This window comes from Natrinema gelatinilyticum (assembly GCF_024266705.1).
GTDB classification, from domain to species: Archaea; Halobacteriota; Halobacteria; order Halobacteriales; family Natrialbaceae; genus Natrinema; species Natrinema gelatinilyticum.
Window position 1 is genome coordinate 552037 of record NZ_CP100756.1, and the last position, 19462, is coordinate 571498.

The 19462-nt window shown below is 63.7% G+C and carries 20 protein-coding genes; 7 read left to right on the top strand and 13 right to left on the bottom strand.

What is annotated here, in order from left to right; translation table 11 throughout:
- Positions 1 to 69: 69 nt before the first annotated feature.
- The gene (locus NJU76_RS02595; protein ID WP_254531249.1) at positions 70 to 1059 is read right to left on the bottom strand and encodes a class I SAM-dependent methyltransferase; all 990 of its coding nucleotides are present in this window, start codon (positions 1057 to 1059) and stop codon (positions 70 to 72) included.
- Positions 1060 to 1205: 146 nt separating this feature from the next.
- On the opposite strand from NJU76_RS02595, the gene NJU76_RS02600 reads away from it, so the two are divergent.
- The 4 genes from NJU76_RS02600 to dph5 all read left to right on the top strand — a co-directional run bounded on the left by NJU76_RS02600 (position 1206) and on the right by dph5 (position 3802).
- Positions 1206 to 1409, top strand: a complete 204-nt coding sequence (locus NJU76_RS02600) for a heavy-metal-associated domain-containing protein (protein ID WP_254531250.1) — start codon at positions 1206 to 1208, stop codon at positions 1407 to 1409.
- Positions 1410 to 1520: 111 nt separating this feature from the next.
- Positions 1521 to 2366: a DUF2182 domain-containing protein gene (locus NJU76_RS02605; protein WP_254531251.1), complete on the top strand. Its 846-nt coding sequence runs from the start codon at positions 1521 to 1523 to the stop codon at positions 2364 to 2366.
- 96 nt (positions 2367 to 2462) lie between these two features.
- On the top strand, positions 2463 to 2876 hold the full coding sequence (locus NJU76_RS02610; RefSeq protein ID WP_254531252.1) for a Rieske (2Fe-2S) protein: 414 nt from the start codon (positions 2463 to 2465) through the stop codon (positions 2874 to 2876).
- A gap of 152 nt (positions 2877 to 3028) precedes the next feature.
- Positions 3029 to 3802 (top strand): diphthine synthase, encoded by a 774-nt coding sequence (dph5, locus tag NJU76_RS02615; protein WP_254531253.1) that lies wholly within the window; start codon positions 3029 to 3031, stop codon positions 3800 to 3802.
- A 30-nt stretch (positions 3803 to 3832) separates the two neighbouring features.
- On the opposite strand, the gene NJU76_RS02620 is transcribed toward dph5, so the two are convergent.
- The 10 genes from NJU76_RS02620 to NJU76_RS02665 form a co-directional block, all read right to left on the bottom strand.
- Positions 3833 to 4942 carry an alpha/beta hydrolase gene (locus NJU76_RS02620; RefSeq protein WP_254531254.1) on the bottom strand — a complete coding sequence of 370 codons (1110 nt, stop codon included), beginning with the start codon at positions 4940 to 4942 and terminating at the stop codon, positions 3833 to 3835.
- Positions 4943 to 5045: 103 nt separating this feature from the next.
- A complete protein-coding gene (locus tag NJU76_RS02625) occupies positions 5046 to 6026 on the bottom strand; it encodes an isocitrate/isopropylmalate dehydrogenase family protein (protein ID WP_254531255.1) in 981 nt (326 codons plus the stop codon).
- A gap of 136 nt (positions 6027 to 6162) precedes the next feature.
- Complete coding sequence (locus NJU76_RS02630) at positions 6163 to 7077, bottom strand: DMT family transporter (protein WP_254531256.1); 915 nt, start codon at positions 7075 to 7077, stop codon at positions 6163 to 6165.
- A gap of 283 nt (positions 7078 to 7360) precedes the next feature.
- The gene (leuD, locus tag NJU76_RS02635; RefSeq protein ID WP_254531257.1) at positions 7361 to 8047 is read right to left on the bottom strand and encodes a 3-isopropylmalate dehydratase small subunit; all 687 of its coding nucleotides are present in this window, start codon (positions 8045 to 8047) and stop codon (positions 7361 to 7363) included.
- Positions 8044 to 9465, bottom strand: a complete 1422-nt coding sequence (leuC, locus tag NJU76_RS02640) for a 3-isopropylmalate dehydratase large subunit (protein WP_254531258.1) — start codon at positions 9463 to 9465, stop codon at positions 8044 to 8046. Before leuC ends, leuD begins: the two co-directional genes overlap by 4 nt.
- The gene (locus tag NJU76_RS02645; protein WP_254531259.1) at positions 9462 to 9758 is read right to left on the bottom strand and encodes a DUF7989 family protein; all 297 of its coding nucleotides are present in this window, start codon (positions 9756 to 9758) and stop codon (positions 9462 to 9464) included. The genes leuC and NJU76_RS02645 overlap by 4 nt, the downstream gene beginning before the upstream one ends.
- Before the next feature lie 15 nt (positions 9759 to 9773).
- Positions 9774 to 10838, bottom strand: coding sequence for a ketol-acid reductoisomerase (gene ilvC, locus NJU76_RS02650; RefSeq protein WP_254531260.1), 1065 nt, complete (start codon positions 10836 to 10838; stop codon positions 9774 to 9776).
- On the bottom strand, positions 10831 to 11493 hold the full coding sequence (ilvN, locus tag NJU76_RS02655) for an acetolactate synthase small subunit (RefSeq protein ID WP_254531261.1): 663 nt from the start codon (positions 11491 to 11493) through the stop codon (positions 10831 to 10833). The genes ilvC and ilvN overlap by 8 nt, the downstream gene beginning before the upstream one ends.
- The gene (gene ilvB / locus NJU76_RS02660; RefSeq protein WP_254531262.1) at positions 11490 to 13307 is read right to left on the bottom strand and encodes a biosynthetic-type acetolactate synthase large subunit; all 1818 of its coding nucleotides are present in this window, start codon (positions 13305 to 13307) and stop codon (positions 11490 to 11492) included. Before ilvB ends, ilvN begins: the two co-directional genes overlap by 4 nt.
- 314 nt (positions 13308 to 13621) lie before the next feature.
- Complete coding sequence (locus NJU76_RS02665; protein WP_425604308.1) at positions 13622 to 14860, bottom strand: LeuA family protein; 1239 nt, start codon at positions 14858 to 14860, stop codon at positions 13622 to 13624.
- Positions 14861 to 15404: 544 nt separating this feature from the next.
- On the opposite strand from NJU76_RS02665, the gene NJU76_RS02670 reads away from it, so the two are divergent.
- Together NJU76_RS02670 and NJU76_RS02675 are read left to right on the top strand one after the other, a co-directional pair.
- Positions 15405 to 15860, top strand: coding sequence for a ferritin-like domain-containing protein (locus NJU76_RS02670; RefSeq protein WP_254531263.1), 456 nt, complete (start codon positions 15405 to 15407; stop codon positions 15858 to 15860).
- Between the two features lie 57 nt (positions 15861 to 15917).
- Positions 15918 to 16208 carry a DUF5779 family protein gene (locus tag NJU76_RS02675; RefSeq protein WP_254531264.1) on the top strand — a complete coding sequence of 97 codons (291 nt, stop codon included), beginning with the start codon at positions 15918 to 15920 and terminating at the stop codon, positions 16206 to 16208.
- Positions 16209 to 16352: 144 nt separating this feature from the next.
- On the opposite strand, the gene NJU76_RS02680 is transcribed toward NJU76_RS02675, so the two are convergent.
- Together NJU76_RS02680 and NJU76_RS02685 are read right to left on the bottom strand one after the other, a co-directional pair.
- Positions 16353 to 17696, bottom strand: a complete 1344-nt coding sequence (locus tag NJU76_RS02680; RefSeq protein WP_254531265.1) for an arylsulfotransferase family protein — start codon at positions 17694 to 17696, stop codon at positions 16353 to 16355.
- A 172-nt stretch (positions 17697 to 17868) separates the two neighbouring features.
- Positions 17869 to 18561, bottom strand: coding sequence for a VOC family protein (locus NJU76_RS02685; protein ID WP_254531266.1), 693 nt, complete (start codon positions 18559 to 18561; stop codon positions 17869 to 17871).
- A gap of 206 nt (positions 18562 to 18767) precedes the next feature.
- Here NJU76_RS02685 and NJU76_RS02690 point away from each other — a divergent pair, with 206 nt between their 5' ends.
- The gene (locus tag NJU76_RS02690) at positions 18768 to 19451 is read left to right on the top strand and encodes a hypothetical protein (protein ID WP_254531267.1); all 684 of its coding nucleotides are present in this window, start codon (positions 18768 to 18770) and stop codon (positions 19449 to 19451) included.
- Positions 19452 to 19462: the final 11 nt, after the last annotated feature.

Sequence of the window (19462 nt, forward strand, 5' to 3'; positions counted from 1 at the left end):
TCGTGTGAGGGCGTCTCAGTACTTAACCGGGATGTTCCAGTCGACGGAGTATCGATCCGAATCGCCGGATCAACGCTCGAGTCGCACGTCGAGACAGACGTTCAGCTCGTGGGGGGCGTACGATCGGACGGTATGCCGGGTTTCGACGCTGACGACGTACTCGGGTTCTGCAGCCGCGCGGATCGCACGCTCGCCCGGTCCGAAGGGGTCGTCCTCGTGCTGGATGTCGTAGTAGTGGACGACGCAGTCGTCGCCGGCGATAGTCACAGCTGACTCGAGAAAATCGTCGGCGCTGTGGGGAAGGTTCATCACAATCCGGTCGGCCCAGCCGTCGTACTCGTCTGCGAGGTCGCGGACGTCACCGTTGACGGCGGTGACGCGGTCCGCGACCCCGTTTCGACGCGCGTTCTCGCGCAGGTACTCGATCGCCTCGGCGTTGATGTCCACGCCGACACACTCTGCGCCGCGTTTCGCGAACGGGATCACGAAAGGACCGACGCCCGCGAACATGTCGAAGGCACGTTCGCGGGACTCGACCTGCTTCGTGACCCGGTGGCGCTCGGTTGCGAGCCGTGGCGAAAAGTACACCGCTGCGAGATCCAGTGCGAACTCGCAGCCGTATTCTCGGTGAACGACCTCGGTAGTTTCGCCCGCCAGCAACTCCCAGTCGCGTACGCGTGTCTCGCCTTTGACTTTCGAGGCTTTGTTCAGCACCGTGTCGACGGGGAGATCCGACTCGACGATGGCGTCCGCGATTGCTCGAGCGCGTTCGGGATCGTCCTCGTCGATGAGCGCCGCCTCGCCGAGTCGCTCGTAGGAGGGTTCGAACGCGAGGAGATCCGCGGGCGACGTCTGCGTGTCACGCTCGGTAACCGTGTGCGAGACGACGTCACCGTTCTCGAGGGCCGTTCGCACGGTGTCGGGGTCCGTCACCGGGATGTAGAGTCGGCCATCCTCGACGGTGATCCCGTACCGATCGTCGATCAGATCTGCGTCGGCGAGCATCGTTCGCGTCGCTTCTCCGGCCTCGAGCGCGACGCGGACGCACGGCACTTCCATACACGAACTGGCCGATGAGTCGCCGTAACGCTGACGCTTCTGTGGTAGTGCTTCGATCCCCGACAATAGTCTTCTGTACCGTTCACTCCAATAAATATCAGTATTTGATCAATTTATGGCCTTTCGACTCGTGGTCCGGGTGCAGCATGGACGAATACATCCTCAAGGTTCCAGAGATGACGTGCGAAGGCTGTGAGATAGGTATCACCGGCGCAGTGACGGTCCTCTCCGGCGTGGTCAAGGTCGACGCCGACGCTACGGCCGGTAGAGTGACTGTTTTCGGGGATCTGTCTGCGAAACCCCGGGTCCGTGAGGCGATCGAAAATGCCGGCTACGACGTGCTCGAATAGACTTCGTCGATCACCGATCACAATGGACACGCATACGAGATACGCGATGAGTGGTTCCTGTACTGCCCCGGCGTCGTCGATTCATCCCGCCTTCGAGCGTGAGGTCTCGCAATGAGTACCTCGCTTCGCTCCGCGGTAGAACGCGTTACTGATCTCTGCACCGTCGATCCCGATCGTACGACCGCCGTCGTCGTCACCTTGCTCTGTCTCGACGTCGTCTGGTGGCTGCTTCTGTACGGAGGGCTCGTCCCGATGCCGGGGATGAGGTGGCTGATGATGACGGCCGACATTCCGATAGCGGCTCCCGGTGCGATGGAACGGGCCGTCTTCCACGTCGGAACGCTCGAAGCCGTCGTCAAATACATGATCATGTGGGGGGTGATGATGTGGGCGATGATGCAGCCCGCGATGACGCGCTTCACGCGGGAGTACGCCGCCGCGTATCGGGGATCGGCTACCGGCTCGATTTGGGCGCTCGCTTCGTTTCTCGTCAGTTATTACGCTGTCTGGATGGTCTCCGCGTGCGTCCCTCTCCTCTTTAACGCGGCCCTTCCCGGCGGTATTTACGGTTTCACCCGAGAGTACACGCATTTCGTCATCGGATGCGCCCTCGTTCTCACTGGGATCTACCAGCTCTCGCGGTTCAAACGGTCGCTCCTGCGGACGTGCTGTGAATCGGTCGCCCCGCACGTGGATGCGCCGCTACGGGCGGCCAGCAAGGGTCTCGACCACGGAGTACGGTGTGTCCTCACCTGTTTCGGCGTCTTCTTCCTGGTGATGGTCTTCTTCGGCGAGATGAACCTCGTCTGGATGGTCGCATTGACCGGCGTCGTGACGATAGAGCGGCTCCCGATCTGGGGCGAAGAGATTGCTGTCGGGACCGGCCTCGTCTCGATTCTCTCGGGGCTCCTCGTCTTCATCATCCGACCCGATCTACCGATCCCCATCGTCCTCTAATCGAGTTCGATCGTCGGGGACATCGATTCGACCGCCGACAACGGGCGGTTCAGTGGTCGATAGCGTTTTTCCGTGCGAGGCACGTACCACAGGGAGATGACCGAGCGAACGGAGCTCACGACGCTCGAGACGGTCCACGCGGACCGATCGTGGTTGTTTACGATCAAAGACGAGTACGGCGAACCGGACGAAGTCCTCCTCGTACCCTGTGAGGACGGCGTCGAAGCGTGGGTCAACCGCTGTACGCACGAAGCCCAGCGGTTAGACACTGGCCGGGGCGCGGCGATGCGCGACGGCCAGATCATCTGCCCGAAACACGGCTCGATGTTCGACTCCTGTTCGGGCTACTGTGACAACGGCGAGGCAGCCGACACGACGCTCCCGTCTATCGACGTCACCGTAGACGAGGACGCCGTCTACCTCACCGACGACGACGTGACCTTCGCCCACGAGGGTGGTATCGACGACGATGACGAGAGCCCCGAATCGACCTCGCACATCGGGTTTTGATCGACTCGCTCCCAGCCCGTTCGACGAGGACGCGCCGCGTTCCGGCCGACGAGTCGACCGCGACCGTCGGCGGCGAACGACGCGACCGTTCGAGCACGAGTTGGGGGGATCCGTCTCGAAAGCGTATTCCCGATGGTGCGAGTATCACGGCCATGCTCACCTTCATCGGCCTCGGGCTCTACGACGAACGGTCGATCACCCTCGAGGGCCGGGACGTACTCCGAGCGGCGGACCGCGTCTACGCGGAATTCTACACCAGTACGCTCGTCGGGACGACGATCGATGACCTCGAGTCCTATCACGACATCGAGATCGAGGTTCGCGACCGCGCGGGCGTCGAGCAGCGTCCCGAGGACATCCTCGCGGCCGCCGAGTCCGAGGACGTGGCCTTCCTGACTGCCGGCGATACGATGATCTCGACGACCCACGTCGACCTCCGGTTACGAGCCCACGAGCGCGGTATCGAGACGCGGCTGATCCACGGCGTCACCGCCCAGACGGCCACCAGCGCGCTGACCGGACTCCAGAACTACCGCTTCGGCAAAGCAACGACCCTCCCGTTCCCCTACGCCCACGGCGCCGACGGTCTCCCTGCGAGCGTGACCGAAACGATCGACCACAACCGATCTGACGGGCTTCACACGGTCGTTTACCTCGATATAAAAGCGGAACGGGACGAATTCATGACCGCTGACGTCGGCGCCGAACTCCTCGCCGAGGCGTATCCCGACCTCGTCGGCGTCGTCGTCGCCCGCGCAGGCAGTCCCGATCCGCTCGTCGAGGCCGGGACGATGACCGAACTCGCAACGCGGGCGTTCGGCGATCCGCTCCATCTGCTCGTCGTTCCGGGTGAGTGTCACCTCCTCGAGGCCGACGCGCTGGTCGAACTCGCCGGTGCCGATCGGGAGATGCTCGATATCGCCTGAGCGGCACGGTCATCCTCTCAGTAACCCCGATCACTGGAGGGCCGCCACGACCCGTTCCAGGAATTCACCAGGCGCCTCGACGTGTGGAGTATGGCCTGTCTCGGCGAGGACGACTTCCACGTACTCCCCCCCACGGTCGGCGTAGGTCTCGAAGACGGCACGGGTCTGGTCGACCATCGGCTGCGGCGGGAAGACATCTTCGCCGGGCCAGTCCGGAAGGTGACCCATCCGACCCAACGTGGCGACGTCGAACAGAGAGGCGTTCGAGACGATCTGGTCGGAGTCGCCGCGAATCCACGTGATCGGCGGCTTGCGGTCGGAATCGATCTCGATGATCTCCTCGAGATCACAATACTTCGGTGAGATAGCGTTGTTCACGCCGGTTTCTCCGGGTGCGGTGCCAGGCCAGTTGTCGCTTTCGGTCGTCGATCCTGGATAGTTCTCGTCGCCGGTGGCGGTATCGAGCATTCCGGTCAGGTACGATTCCTCGCGGTCCTCGTCGAAGTCGTGCGTCGGATCGACGTAGTAGGTCCGCAGTATTTTCCGCGGCGAGGCCTCCGTCGCGCCGTCGCGGGCGCGATGCTGGAGGCTCGAGACGAACTCCCAGTTTGCCGTTCCGCCACCGGACCCGGCATAATCGTCGAAAGAGGGCGTTCCGTGGACGTCCTTGGTGCCGCCGAACCCGTACGGTGAGAGCGGATTGACGAGGACGAGGGCTGCGACCGCATCGGGATGGTCGATCGCGTATCGCATCGCGACGCCACCCCCGTTCGACCAGCCGACGAGGACGAACGGCCGTTCGATACCGAGGGCATCGACAAACGCGTGGAGATCGACTTCGAAGTCTCCGAGTCCATTCGTCGCGTCGACTGGTTTCGTCTCCGAATCACCGTACCCGCGGAGATCGGGTGCGATCGCGCGGTGACGATCCGGGAGATCGACCAGTACGTCCTCGAAGAACCGCGAGGAAGAGACGTTCCCGTGGAGAAAGATCACCGTCTCGCTTCCGTCGTCGGCGCGACTAGCTTGTCCCCGATCAGCGTCCTGATCGGACTCACCCGACTCGAGATAGTGCGTCCGGAGTCGGCCGGTGTCGACGATTCGCGAGTCCACGCCAACGAGGGTGTCGTCTCGAGGCATGGCGCCAGGTACCACGAGTGTCCTGATAACTCTCGGGTCGTACCTCGACGCGTCGGAATCGGCCCGTATCCGGCCCGTTCCCGGTCGGACTATGTGGCGTGCGTTAGAGTCGGTCGATGATCGCCTCAGTCACGTCCTCGGTCGAGGCGTCGCCGCCCAGATCGGGCGTGCGGGGACCCTCGGCGAGCGTCGACTCGACGGCTTCGGTGACGGCCGCCCCTTGGTCGTCGTAGCCGAGATACTCGAGCATCATGGCGGCCGAGATGACGGTCGCAGCCGGGTTCGCGACGCCCTCACCGGCGATGTCGGGCGCGGTGCCGTGGACCGGTTCGAACAGGCCGCGGTCGGGGCCGATGTTGGCTGACGGGAGCAGGCCGAGCCCACCGACGAGCCCGGCTGCGAGGTCCGAGAGGACGTCGCCCGCGAGGTTCGGACAGACGACGACGTCGAACTGCTCGGGGTCGAGACAGACGTGCGTCGCGAAGGCGTCCATCAGCACTTCCTCGGTTTCGACGCCGTTGTCCTCGGCGACCGATTTGACGGTATCGCGGAAGCGGCCGTCCGTCTCGCGCATGACGTTCGCCTTGTGAGCGATCGTGAAGCCGTCGTGGTCGTTCCTGGAGACGTAGTCACAGGCGAACTCGGCCAGCCGCTCGGTGGCCGAGTCCGTCACCACGCGCGTCAGCGTCGAGACGTTCTCGTTCAGGCGGTCCTCGTGTCCGGCGTAGACGCCTTCCGTATTCTCTCGGAGGAAGACCAGGTCCGTCTCGGGACGCACTGCCTCGATCCCCGGATACGCCTTCGCCGGGCGAACGTTGACGAACGAATCGACCGCCGTCCGAAGCGGAAGGATGACGTCCGCGGCCGAATCGCCCGCTGCGCCGAACAGCGTCGCGTCAGCCGACGCCGCCAGGTCGTAGGTCTCCTGCGGGAGCGCCTCGCCGGTCGCTTCCTCGACCGCGTCGCCAGCCGCTGCCTCGACGAATTCGAAGCCGACCTCGAGAGACTCGAGGACGTCGACCGCGGCCGGTGTCACTTCCTGCCCGATTCCGTCACCCGGGATGACGGCGATCTCGTGAGTCATGCCGGAACATCGACGGGGAGACGAAAAGAGGGTATCGATACCGTTATTCGAGGACCGGTCAGTGGCCGGAGCGTCGACGCCAGGATCGTGGTGAGGATCGTCGGTCTCGAATCGAGCAGCCGTCGACGCTCCGGGCTCAGTGGCTTCCCACGGCGGTACTGGTTCTGACCGCATCGGTGATCGCGCGCCGCTTGAGCAGGACGAACCCGATGACGATCAGTCCGAATCCGGCGATCGTCATCGTTCCGATCGTCTCGTCGAGCAGGACCGTGCCCGCGACCGCGGCGACGATCGGCACCAGATACCCGATCAGCGACGCCTCGAACGCGCCGTGATCCTCGAGGATTCTGAAGTAGATCAGGAAGGCGATGGCGGTCGCGAAGATACCGAGATAGAGCAGTGCGCCGACCGCTGTTGGGCCGACGACGTCCGACGATGGGAGTTCACCGGCGCCGAAGCTGACGGCGTGCAAGACCACTCCGCCGACGAACATGGACCAGCCGACGAGCACCGGTTGGTCGACGGTCGGGCCGGCGCGCTGGATCAACACGCCGCCGAGCGAGACGCTGCACACCTGCGCGACGATCAACAGTCGACCGGCAGTATCTCCCGCGAAGAGAGTCGCCGGATCCGGCTGAACGACCAGTCCGACACCGAGAAACCCGATTGCTGCTCCGACGGTGCCGACTGGTGACAGTCGCTCCCCCAGGAGAGCGATTGCCCACAGCGCGGTGGCGATGGGAACCAGCCCCTGGATGATCGCGGCGACGCCGCTCGGGACCGTCTGTTGGCCGAGAAAGAGCAATCCGTTACCGCCGACCAGAAACACGCCGCCGCCAGCGACGGCCGCGACGTCGTTCCGGCCGGTCGGTAGCCAGTCGTCCACCCGGACGACGGCGTACGAAAGCAAGAGCAGCGCCGCGATGTCGTACCGGAAGGCCGCAAATAGCAGCGGTGGGAGTGACTCGAGACCGACCGAGATCGCGGGAAACGACAAGCCCCACAGCACGGCGAGCAACAGAAAAAACGGCACATCGAGGGACCTGGACATAGGGTATCGTATCGGGTTGGCGCCGAAATATCTCGCGGTGACGTCGGTCTCCTGCCGCTTCCGGTATGACAGCACGACACAATGCAGGTCGGCAGCTCCCGGTCTGGGCGTAACTCGACGGGCAGCGGCTACCAGGCTGGGCACACATCCAAAGCCAGCGGCTCGTGACACGGTCACGAACCATCGTCGGGTAGCAATCGATCCGGCCGGTCTCGACCGACGAAACAGACGGAACTGAGCGAGTCGAACGGTCGAAAAGGAGCCGTGACGGCGGGTTCTGTCCTTAGTCCGCCTCGGGAATCGCCGTGCTATCGACGTACGGCAGCTTCTGGGCCGTTTTCCGAACTTCACCGGCGTTAGCCTTCATCAGCGCCGTCGTGTCCCAGACGCCTTCGACGAGCGCCTTGCGCTGGGCGTCGTCTACGGATACGTCGATCGTTCGATCGTCGTAGGTGACCGTCTCGGTCTCGACGTCGATGCCGATCTCGCCGTCCGGATTCTCGTCGACCCAGTCCTGTAGTTCTTCGATCGTTTCGCTGTCGGCGGTCACGGTCGGGATACCCAGCGCGAGGCAGTTCCCCGCGAAAATTTCCGCGAAGCTCTCGCCGATGATCGCGTCGATACCCCAGCGCATCAGCGCTTGCGGAGCGTGCTCGCGCGAGGATCCGCAGCCGAAGTTCGAGTTGACGACCATCACCGAGGAGTCCTGATAGCGTTCCTCGTTGAACGGGTGCGCTTTGGGGTCGTCGTTGTCGTCGAACCGCAGATCGAAGAACGCGAACTCGCCCAGTCCGTCGAAGGTGACGACCTTCATGAACCGGGCGGGAATGATCTGGTCGGTGTCGATGTCGTTCCCGCGAATCGGGATGCCGAAGCCGGAGACGGAGTCGACCGCTGGAATCTCCACTTCGTCCTCGCCGCTCGTGGGTCGTTCCTCCCCACTCGCTGGTTCCGAGGACTCGCCGCTCATACCGTGGTCACCTCCTTCAGATCGCGCACGTCAGTGACTTCCCCAGTGATCGCCGCCGCGGCGACCATCCGCGGGTTCATCAGAACGGTCCGTCCATCCTTGCTTCCCTGTCGGCCGACGAAATTGCGGTTCGAGGAGGAGGCACTGGCCTCGTCACCCTCGAGTTGATCCTCGTTCATGCCGAGACACATCGAACAGCCGGCGTTGCGCCACTCGAATCCGGCCTCCTCGAAGATGTCCTTCAGGCCTTCCTTCTCGGCGGCGTCCTGGACGCGCTGGCTGCCGGGGACCACCATCGCGCGAACGTCGTCGTGAACCTGGCGGCCCTCGATGATCCGGGCGGCGCGTCGCAGGTCCGGGAGTCGCGAGTTCGTACAGGAACCGAGGAACGCGACGTCGATGTCGTATCCCCCCATCGTGTCGCCGGGCTCGACGCGCATGTGTTCCTGCGCGCGCCGGGCGGTGTCTTGCTTGTCAGCGGGGAGATCCTCCGGTGCCGGAATTGGCTCGGTGACGCCGACACCCTGCCCAGGTGTCGTGCCCCAGGTGACGACTGGCTCGAGTTCGTTCGCGTCGATTCGGACGATATCGTCGTACTCCGCATCCTCGTCGGAGCGGATCGACTCCCAGTACGGCTTCAGTTCGTCGAATTTCTCCGGATTTTCCTGGAAGTAGTCGGTCTCTTCGAGCCACTCGTAGGTGGTCTCGTCGGGGTTAACGTAGCCCGCGCGAGCGCCGCCCTCGATCGACATGTTGCAAATCGACATCCGACCATCCATGCCGAGGCTCTCGATGGCCTCGCCCGCATATTCGTAGACGTAGCCGACGCCGCCTTCAGTTCCAAGGCGGCGGATGATCTCGAGGATGACGTCCTTCGCTTCGACGCCCTCGCCGAGTTCGCCGTCGATCTGAATCTTGCGGACCTTCTGTTTTTCCATCGCGACGGTGCCCGTCGCGAGCACGTCGCGAATCTGGGAGGTCCCGATGCCGAACGCGAGCGCGCCGAACGCACCGTGGGTCGAAGTGTGGGAGTCACCGCAGACGATCGTTTTGCCGGGCTGGGTGAGTCCCTGCTCCGGTCCGATGACGTGAACGATCCCTTGATCGCCCGACGTCGGATCCGAGAAGTCGATGCCCGCCTCGCGGACGTTTTCCTCGAGTTCGGACATCATCTCTTCGGCCGCGTCCTCCTCGTAGGGCCGGGACTGGTCGGCCGTCGGGACGATGTGGTCGACCGTCGCGTGGGTCAGTTCGGGATAGGCAACCTCGAGGTCGCGCTCGCGGAGCATCCCGAACGCCTGGGGGCTGGTCACTTCGTGGATGAGGTGGAGGCCGACGAACAGCTGATCCTGTCCGGTCGGCAGGCGCGTTACTTTGTGGCGATCCCAGACCTTGTCGTACAGTGTGCCCTCGCTCATTTGTCGTCCTCTACGGTGGCGCTGCGTCCGCCGCGGCGACCGTACTCGGTCCCGCGTTCGAAGACGCGGTTCGCGTCGTCTGCGCTGTTCGGCGGCGTGTGATCGACGTCGCGCATCGTCAGTTTTGCGTCGGTACTCCCCTCGACCGCGTCGGCCTCGGTCTCCGGCATACCGCCGTCTGCGGCAACGGTCGGACCGCGGCTGAACAGCTGCCCAGCAACCTCCCCGGTGTAGGGGTTCGTGTGGCTGACGTCGGCCATCGTCTCGTTCGGTGTGTCGTCGTTTGCTGTCATCGTCTCCGTTCTCCGTTAGTCGTCCGCCTGGACCGGGACGGACTCGTCTTCGGTCTCTTCGTCTTCGGTCTCTTCGTCCTCGGCCCAGGCGAACAGATCGCGCAGGCGCTCGCCGACCTGCTCGATCTCGTGATTCTTCTCGGCCTCTCGGAGCTGGTGGTAGCTCGGACGGCCGGCCTGGTTCTCGAGGATCCACTCGCGGGTGAATTCGCCGTTTTGAATCTCCGCTAAGGTCTCTTCCATGTTCTCGCGGACGGTCTCGTCGACGATCCGGTCGCCGCGACTCAGACCGCCGTATTCAGCCGTATCGGAGACCGAGTCCCACATCTCGGCGTGGCCGCCTTCGTACATCAGGTCCACGATCAGCTTGAGTTCGTTGAGGCACTCGAAGTAGGCAATTTCGGGCGAGTAACCGGCGTCGACAAGCGTCTCGTAGCCGTGTTTGACCAGCGAGGTAACGCCGCCACAGAGGACGGCCTGCTCCCCGAAGAGGTCGGATTCGACTTCCTCCTGGAACGTCGTCTCGATGACGCCCGCGCGAGTACAGCCGATTCCCTTCGCGTACGCGAGGGCGCGTTCCTGAGCGTCGCCCGTAGTGTCCTGATAGACCGCCAGCAGGCCGGGCGTCCCCTCGTCGTTCTCGTAGTTTCGCCGGACGAGGTGGCCCGGGCTCTTGGGTGCAACCATCGTCACGTCGACGTCTGCCGGGGGCTCGATCTGGTTGTAGTGAATGTTCAGCCCGTGGGCGAACTGCAGCGTGTCGCCTGCCTCGAGGTTCGGTTCGATATCGTTCTCGTAGACCGAAGCCTGGACGGTATCGGGCACGAGTACGGAGACGTAGGCGGCCCGAGAGACCGCCTCATCGGGCGTCGTCACCGTGAGGCCGTCGGCCTCGGCGGCCGATCGCGAGGACGAGTCCTCGCGCAGGCCGACGACAACGTCGACCCCGCTGTCGTGAAGGTTCAGCGCGTGTGCGTGGCCCTGGCTGCCGTAGCCGAGGACGGCAACGGTGTCGTCTTCGAGCGTCGATACATCGGCGTCGTCGTCGTAGTAGATGTCGGTGGTGAATTCGTCAGTCATCGTCAGCTGATTGTGTGTGTTGTCGGTCGTGGTTCGCCTCGGTGGCGGGCCGTGCCGTGCCGAACGCGGCGGTCTGGTCGGTGCCGCGTGCCAGTGCCGTGGTTCCCGTTCTGGAGATCTCCCGAATCCCGAACTGGCTGAAGGTATCGATCGCGGCCTCGATTTTCTGGCGCGCGCCCGTCACTTCGACCGTCGCCGTCTCCGGGCTCGAGTCGACGGTATTGCCGTCGTACATGTCCGCGACAGCGGCGACCTGGTCGGGTCGGTCCGCCTGGACTTTGATCAGTGCGAGTTCGCGGCGCATCGCGTCGGGTTCGAGTTCGCGCACCGAGATCACCGGAACCAGCTTCCGCAACTGTTTTTCGACCTGATCGATCCCGGGATCGGGCTCCTCGACGACGATCGTGATGCGTGCGAGGTCCTCGTCTTCCGTGGGGCCCACGGTCAGGCTCTCGATGTTGAACTGCCGCCGAGAGAACAACCCAGAGACGTCCGAGAGGACGCCGGGTTCGTGCTCGACCAGCGCGGAGATGACGGTGCGTCGCGGGTCGTGGGTTGCTTCGACCTCCGGGTCGACTCGAATGCCCTGCTTGTTCCGTCGACCTGCTGGAGTGGGCCGTTCTTCCGGTGCCGGGCCGTCGAGTCCGCGTTTCATAGGTGATCCTCCGTCAGCGCGAACTGACCGTTGTCGCCCCCGCTCGGCACCATCGGGTAGACGTTGGCGTCGGGATCGATGTGTACGTCGATCACCGAGGGGCCGTCGTAGGCGATCGCGGCGTCGATCGACTCCGCGACGTCGTCGTAGTCGTCGATCCGAAAGCCCTTCGCGCCGAAGGCCTCGGCGAGTTTGTCGAACTCGGGCATCCAGTGGTAGTCCGACGCCGAGTGGCGCCCGTCGAAGAAGGCGTCTTGCCACTGCCGGACCATGCCGATGTATTCGTTGTTGAGGACGGCGACCGTGATGTCCAGGTTCTCGCGGACGGCGACCGAGAGACCCTGGAGCGTCATCAGGAACGATCCGTCGCCGTCGATACAGACGACCTCCTGGTCGTCGTCGGCCGCCAACCGCGCGCCGATCGCCGACGGGAGGCCGTATCCCATCGTACCGAGGCCGTGACTCGAGACCCAGGTGCGAGGCTCGGTGAACGTCCAGTACTGGCAGGCCCACATCTGGTGTTGACCGACGCCGGTGGTGACGATGGCGCGGTCGCCTGTGGCCTCGTCCAGCGCTTCGACGACGAATTCCGGCTGAACCGGTCCGTCCGTGGGCGCGTCGTAGGCCATCGAGTAGTCGGATTTCCACTGCTGGCACTGCGCGCGCCACTTCGTCGCTTCCGGCGACGAGTCGATGGCGTCGGAAAGCTGGTCAACGACGGTTTCGGCGTCGCCGACCAGCGGGTAGTCCGCGTGGATGTTCTTCGAAATCTCGGCGGGGTCGATGTCGACGTGGATGAGCTCCGCGTCCGGCGCGAAGGTCTCGATTCCGCCGGTCAGTCGGTCGTCGAACCGTGTGCCGATGCCGATCAACGTGTCGCAGTGGGTGATCGCCATGTTGGCGTATCCGGTCCCGTGCATCCCCGCCATTTCGAGGGAGAGCTCGTGGTCCTCGGGGAACGAGCCGAGGCCGGGCATCGTGGTGATGACTGGAATGTCGTGTTCGATCGCGAACTCGCGACAGGCCTCGCTTGCGCCTCCCTTGATGACCCCGCCGCCGAGCAGCATCACCGGCCGTGCGGCGGTTTCGATTCGCTCGGCAGCAGCCGCGACGATGTCGGGATCGGCCCGCTCTTGCACCTCGTAGGTATCGGGCACCTTCGGTGCGTCGGGTTCGCGGTCGGTCTCGCCGTTGGTGACGTCCTTGGGGAGGTCGACCAGGGTCGGCCCCGGTCGGCCTTCACGGGCGAGCGCGAACGCTTCGCCGACGTCGGTTCCGACCCGGTCCGAATCGCTCGAGAAGGTGTTGTCCTTCGTGATCGGGGTCGTCACGCCCGTGGTATCGGTTTCCTGGAAGGCGTCGTTGCCGACGAATTCCGTGGGGACCTGTCCGGTCAACGCCACGAGGGGGTCAGAATCCATGTCGGCGTCCGCGAGGCCGGTGACCAGATTGGTCGCCCCCGGCCCCGACGTCGCGAGGCAGACGCCGGGGTCGCCCGAGACGATGCCGTAGGCGTCTGCCGCGTGGGCCGCTCCCTGTTCGTGGGCCATCGTCACGTGGGTGATGTCCGAATCGTAGAGCGCGTCGTACACGGGCATGATCGCGCCGCCTTGCACGCCGAATGCGTATTCGACGCCCGCGTTCTCGAGCGCGCGGACGACCGCTTCAGCACCCGTCGTGACGGGCGTCCGTTCCGATTCGGCATCGGGGACCGAGTCGGTCTCGGTCGCTGCGTCGGGGGCAGCGCCGTCGGCGATCTGATCGTCGTGCTGTTCGTCGTCCGCTGGTGTGATCTTTGTTGCGCGTTCGCTCATCGATTACCTCCTGCCGACGTGCGGCGATCGGGTGGTGTGCAGTAGTGTGTCATCTGCTGGGGTACTGATCGCTCGGAGAACGATACGGGTTCGAATCCGAAGCTACGAGGTGCTGAAGAAGGGGCTAGGACGCCCCTACAATACGAATCAGGGCGAGCGCGCTGTTGCCGACCGTGCGAGCGGATGCGGACAGGGAAGCGCGGACCGTCATTACTCACAATATAGCTCTCTCGAGGGTCATAACCCTTACGAGTGCGATCGTTCGAACGCGATAGCTGATGCTCGCGAGCGGTGGCAAGCGGGGGAGACATTCCTCAGGCGCGCACCTCCTCCTGCTCCTGCTGACGTTCGACGCCAGCCTCCTCGGCGAAGCGCTCCAGGACGTCGACAGTGACGCGGCGCTTCTCTGCTCCGTAGTCTTTGACGCGGCGGGTGACCGCTCTGACCTGATCGTCGGTAGGGTCGAACCCGCACTCGACGAGTCGTTCCTGGACGGAGTGGGTGCCGGTGTGCTTGCCCATGACGAGCTTGCGTTCGGCACCGACCATCTCGGGGGTCATGACGCCTGGTTCGAAGGTGTCGGAGTTTTCGATAACGCCGGCGGCGTGGATGCCGCTCTCGTGGGAGAACGCGTTGTCGCCGACGACGGGCTTGTTGCCTGGTGTCGGCATCTCGCTTTTCTCCTCGACGATCTCAGAGACGTCGGTAATGCGCGTCGTGTCGATGCCGATGTCGGTCTGGTAGAGCGACTCGACAGCCATTACGAACTCCTCGTAGGCGGCGTTCCCGGCCCGCTCCCCGATGGAGTTGACCGACACTTGCGCCTGCGATGCGCCCGCTTCGATGCCCGCCAGTGCGTTGGCCGTGGCGAGTCCGAAGTCGTCGTGGGTGTGGACGTCGATCTTCGCATCGGTGTGGTCACAGACCTTCTCGATCATGGCCCGGAACCTGGTCGGCGTGGCAACGCCGCAGGTGTCGGGGATGTTGATCCAGTCGGTTCCAGCCTCGGAAACCGCTTCGATGACTTCGATCAGGTAATCCTCGTCAGTTCGCGTCGAATCCATGGGCGAGAACATGCAGGTCACGCCCGCCTCCTTGACGCGTTCGACCGACTCGACTGCGCGCTGTACTACTTCCTCCCGGGTGGCATGCATCGAATCCTCTATCTGGACGTCGCTGGTGCTAACGAACACGTGCACCATCTCGACGCCGGAATCGAGTGCCGCTTCGATGTCCTGGTCGACGACGCGGGCGAGGCCAGCGGTCGTCGAACTGGTTGACGAAGCGATATCACGAACGGCCTCGAACTCGGCGTCCGAGTTGACGGGGAACCCAGCCTCTATAACGTGGGTCCCCATGTCGTCCAGAACGGACGCGATCTGCCGTTTGTCGTCGTAGGAAAACGAAGTGCCGGGCGACTGTTCGCCGTCCCGGAGGGTCGTATCGAAGACACGTGCTGACTCTATTTCGTCAGTGGAATCTAACGTGCCCTGGAAGAACTCGACCCCCCTGACTGGTGTCAGAGGACGGGTTGTCTTGTGAAGACATTGTATCTGAACCCGAGGCGCGACGAAATATATAAATCTACCGCTGTCCGAGCTGGCCACCGCACTTCGAACTGACGTCAATTCCGCATTACAGCGGAAAACCGCACGACTGCGGCGCCCTATAAGTAAGACATACGTCCTAATACAGTATGGATATCAGCGCCCCGTCGATCCCGACAACGGCGTGTGATCCCGAGCTATTCAGCCGATCGACCCGCATCTGTCCGCTCGGTGCGCTGGCGCGCGCATCCGGATGGTCGTTTGGTCGGTTTCGGTCACGAAATGTCGTCTAAAATAAACGGATGTATTCTGTGGGCGGGTGAAATATCGATTTCGCGCGGTGAGATCGCGGAAATAGTTCGTGAATTACGACCGTGTCTGTGGCGGTGGCCGACCGTCGGAACGACGTGATCCCGGCCCCGAATCGGTCGGATCTCGCCGTCCGGACGGCGTCCGCTCTCCTCGACCGGTCGTCGTTCGAGTCGCCAGTTCACGTGATCGCAGATGCACGTGTCAGGACTTTATGTTCGGTCGTGGGACGTCCACGCGCATGACGACTGACGAGATTACTGACCTGCTGACGGAAGCGTACATCGACGAACTCGAGACCGTAATGAATTATCTCACCAATGCGACCGTCCTCGACGGTATCCACGCCGAAGAGGTCAAAGAGAGCCTTCAGGAGGACATTCAGGAGGAACTCGACCACGCACAGATCCTGGGCGAGCGCCTGAAGCAACTCGACGAGTCCCCGCCCGGCTCGGAATCGTTCGAGGCCAATCAGCACAGTCTCCAGCCGCCGGCGGACACGACGGACGTCCAGTCGGTCATCGAAGGCGTCCTCGAGGCCGAGGACGACGCGATCGGGACGTACCGCTCGCTGATCGAGGCTGCCGAGGACGCAAACGACCCCGTCACCGAGGACGTTGCGGTGACGATTCTCGCCGACGAGGAGGCTCACCACACGGAATTCCGCGGGTTCCAGAAGGAGTTCCCGTCGAACTAGTCCCGCAGAACCTCGGGGGAGAGGAACGTTTTTCTCATCGTAGTTCGACCCATCCATATGAGCGATTTCGACCTCGACCTTCGGGCCGTCGAGGAACACATGGACGAGGAACTGGAACTCGAGGGCAGCATCGTCCTCGGCGTTCTGGACGGGACGACTCCCGCCGACGAGTGGACCGAGGCGATCTCGAAGGGAAACGTCCTCGTTCTCGACGTCGATGGCGACGTCAACGAACTGGCCGCCGGGTTCGCACGCGAAATCAAGGAATCAGGCGGCACTCTCGTTCACTTCCGGGGCTTTCTGCTGGTGACGCCGCCCGACATCGACGTGAGCAAGGAGCGGCTGTGACTGTCCCGTCATCTGACCGACAGTCCCGTCCTGTCCAGCGTTCCGCCAAGCGACTGGCCGCGACCGATTTCGACTGCGGCAGGTGACGGCGAGCGAACGGACGGGGCGATTTACTTTTCGCGGCGATCGACGGGCCAGCGGTTATCAGATCCCGCGAGCGCGGAGGTACCACCAGAGTTCGACGAGTCCCCACGTCATCCCGGTACCGAGAACGACGATCGCAGGTCCGAGATCGGACGGGGACAGCCACGTCGGACTCGCCTGTACGAGAGGGTGCACGACACGGGGTGGCAGGACGGTTTTAATTGCGTCGAGAAACGGTCCGACAAGCCGCGGTTCGTCGGTTCTGTCGCCCTCGTCGTCGGCGTCGCTCACACGCGACTCGAGGCCGAGCGCAGCCGCGCTCCGTCCGCCAGCGCTCTCGTCGCCCGTCTCCAGCCGTTCGGCGTCGTACGGATGGGGGAGTTCGACCTGCCAGACGACACGCCCGCTCCGGTTCACCTCGAGCACTCGCTCCCCGTCGGTGTCCGTGATGAGCGTGTTGCCGTTCGGGAGCCGATCGGCGTCCCGTGGCCACTCCATTCGATCGTCGGACCAGACCCACGAGCGGCTCCATTCGCCGTTTTCTCGCTGGAACTCCTGTATGCGTCCGTTCTCGGAATCCGCGACGACGACGGCCGGGCCGCCGCGAGTCGCCGGAATGTAGTCCGGATTGTGTTGCTCGTACAGGATTGAGTGGTCGTCTTCCGCGCCGAGCGTCCGATTCTCGATCATCCCGGTCTCCGGATCGATGAAGACGACCTGATCCTGATTTCGGAGACTGGCCATCACGCGCCCGTTCTCGAGCACTTCCACGTCGTTCAAATGTACCCAGTTACCGGGATACGAACCGCCACCATCGACGGGGAAATCGCTCTGGGCGTCCCACGTCCATTCGATCATTTCCGTCTCGGTATCGACCATGAACACCTGATCGGCGGCGATATCGGCGACGACGAGGTGTCGGTCGTCGATTCGATCGGCATCGTGCCACTCGCCGGCCGATTCCCGGTATACGTACTGGGCGTAAATTTCAGTCACTTCGCCGGTCGAGAGGTTCGCCCGTTCGATGACGTTTCGAGCGCAGGGCGGATCTCGACACTGCGGACTTTTCTCGACCAGCGTGTCAGTCGCGGCGTACTCGACGGTCATCGATTCGTTCGCCACAGGGTCCACGTCGTAGTATTTGGTATGCGTGTCGTTCTCGTAGATGAGGCTTCCGTTCGGCGCGTACGCCGCTATCATGCCGATCCGCCCCGATTGCGTGATGACCGTGTGATTGTCGGTCGGCGGCACGGATTGAACAGTGCTGCCGGTGCCCGTCGTGGAATCGACGACTGCGCCGTAGGCGGTCCACGCACCGCTCCCGACGAGCAGGAGCAGAAATACGGTTCGGACCCGCCGACGAGTCGTTCGTTCCGCGACCGACTCCAGTGTCGGACCTACCATTCGGATACAGTCGTTTGCAGTCTCCAATGGGGACGGTATTAGGATACCAGGGTACGTTCTCCCACCGACAACTCTCTGCTCGAACGACTGGTTTGAGTACAATAACGATCACTCGAGGATCGACACCGGAGAACCTGAAGCGACGAGCGGAAGGCGATGATCGGCGGGGACGCTACGGAGAAGACGTGACGAACGTCAGGAAGTGACCGTCGGGATCCCGAACGACGATTTCGTCGGTCGTCTCCCGCTCGAGCGATCGGATCCGGTCGCCGATCGCCTCGAGGGCAGCGGCGGGCTGGTCGGTTTCGAACCCGAGGTCGACGTGGACGCCCCCGCGGGCGTCGGCGATCCCCAGATGAGGTTCCCAGAGTTCGAGCGCCATCGGGCCCTGAAGTCGGACGCGTTTTCGGTCCTCGCCCTCGTCGACGGCTTCGAAGCCCAACTCCTCGTAGAACGCGCGTGAGCGACCGATATCTTCGACCTCGAGAACGACCTCGAAAATCCCGTCGATGCCCGGTCCAGCTACGTCCTGCTGGCCGAGTTCGACGCAGTTGCCGTCGGGATCGTACACGTACAGCGATCGGGCGGGACCGAACTGCGCCTCCTCGAGAACGTGCACTTCCGAGAGTCGATCCCACCAGTCGCCGTACTCGGCATCGGGAATAGCGAACGCGAAGTGCGTGTGCAATCCCCCGCGCGGGAGGGCATCGGGCCGCCGTAACACGAAGTCGGTCTCGCCCGCTGCGAGGACTAGTTCCGTGTCTCGACGCTCGCGGACGGACAGTCCCAGTTCCTCCTCGTAGAACGCGCCCGCCTGCTCCAGGTACTTAGTCTCGAGCGCCAGCCAGGATAGCGCGGATACCATGGACTGCCGTATGTGGAGTAGCGGCATAGAAGCGTCGCCGACCGCCGGCGGTTCGTGCCCGCAGTTCGACGGTTCGGCACCTACTGTGAAGTCGTGGGCTTTCTCCTTGAGTTTCTGTAACTGCCCCGTCCACACCGGGACAACGCGCAGTCCGGGTACGCGGTGTGTACCTACGTTTATGGATCGAGGCGCCATAGGACACTCGTATGAGCTTTCGCGCTGACGAACGAGCGACCGAGTACCGCGAGATCGATCGGTTCGACGACGGCGTCGGCTGGATCGCCCACCCCGACGAAACGATGCAACGCGCAAGTCACGCGATCGCGGTCGACGGCGAGGTCTGGGTCCTCGACCCGGTCGACGCGGATGGAATCGACGATCTGTTCGCGGAGTTCGGCGACGTCGCCGGCGTCGTCGTGATGCTCGACCGGCACAAACGCGACGCTGCCGCCGTCGCCGATCGTCACGACGTTCCCGTCTATCTCCCCGAGTTTTTCGAGGGCGTCACCGAGGACATCGACGCTGCGGTCGCCCGGTTCGACGACGAACTCTCCGGTACCGGAATCCGATCCCTGAGGGTGGTCGACAACCGTTTCTGGCAGGAGGTCGCTCTCTATAATCCGGCCAACGGAACCCTCGTCGTCCCCGAAACGGTCGGGACGGTCGACTACTTCCTGGCCGGCGACGAGAAACTCGGCGTTCACCCGATGCTGCGACTGACGCCGCCCCAATCAGCTCTCCGCAGCGTTGTACCCGAACGCGTGCTCGTCGGCCACGGCGCCGGCGTGATGGAAGACGCAGCGAGAGCACTCGATGACGCCCTCGATCAGTCCCGTCGCGGTGCGCCCAGACTGTACGCATCGACGATTTGGGAGATGCTCCCGGTCTGACAGACGGAAAG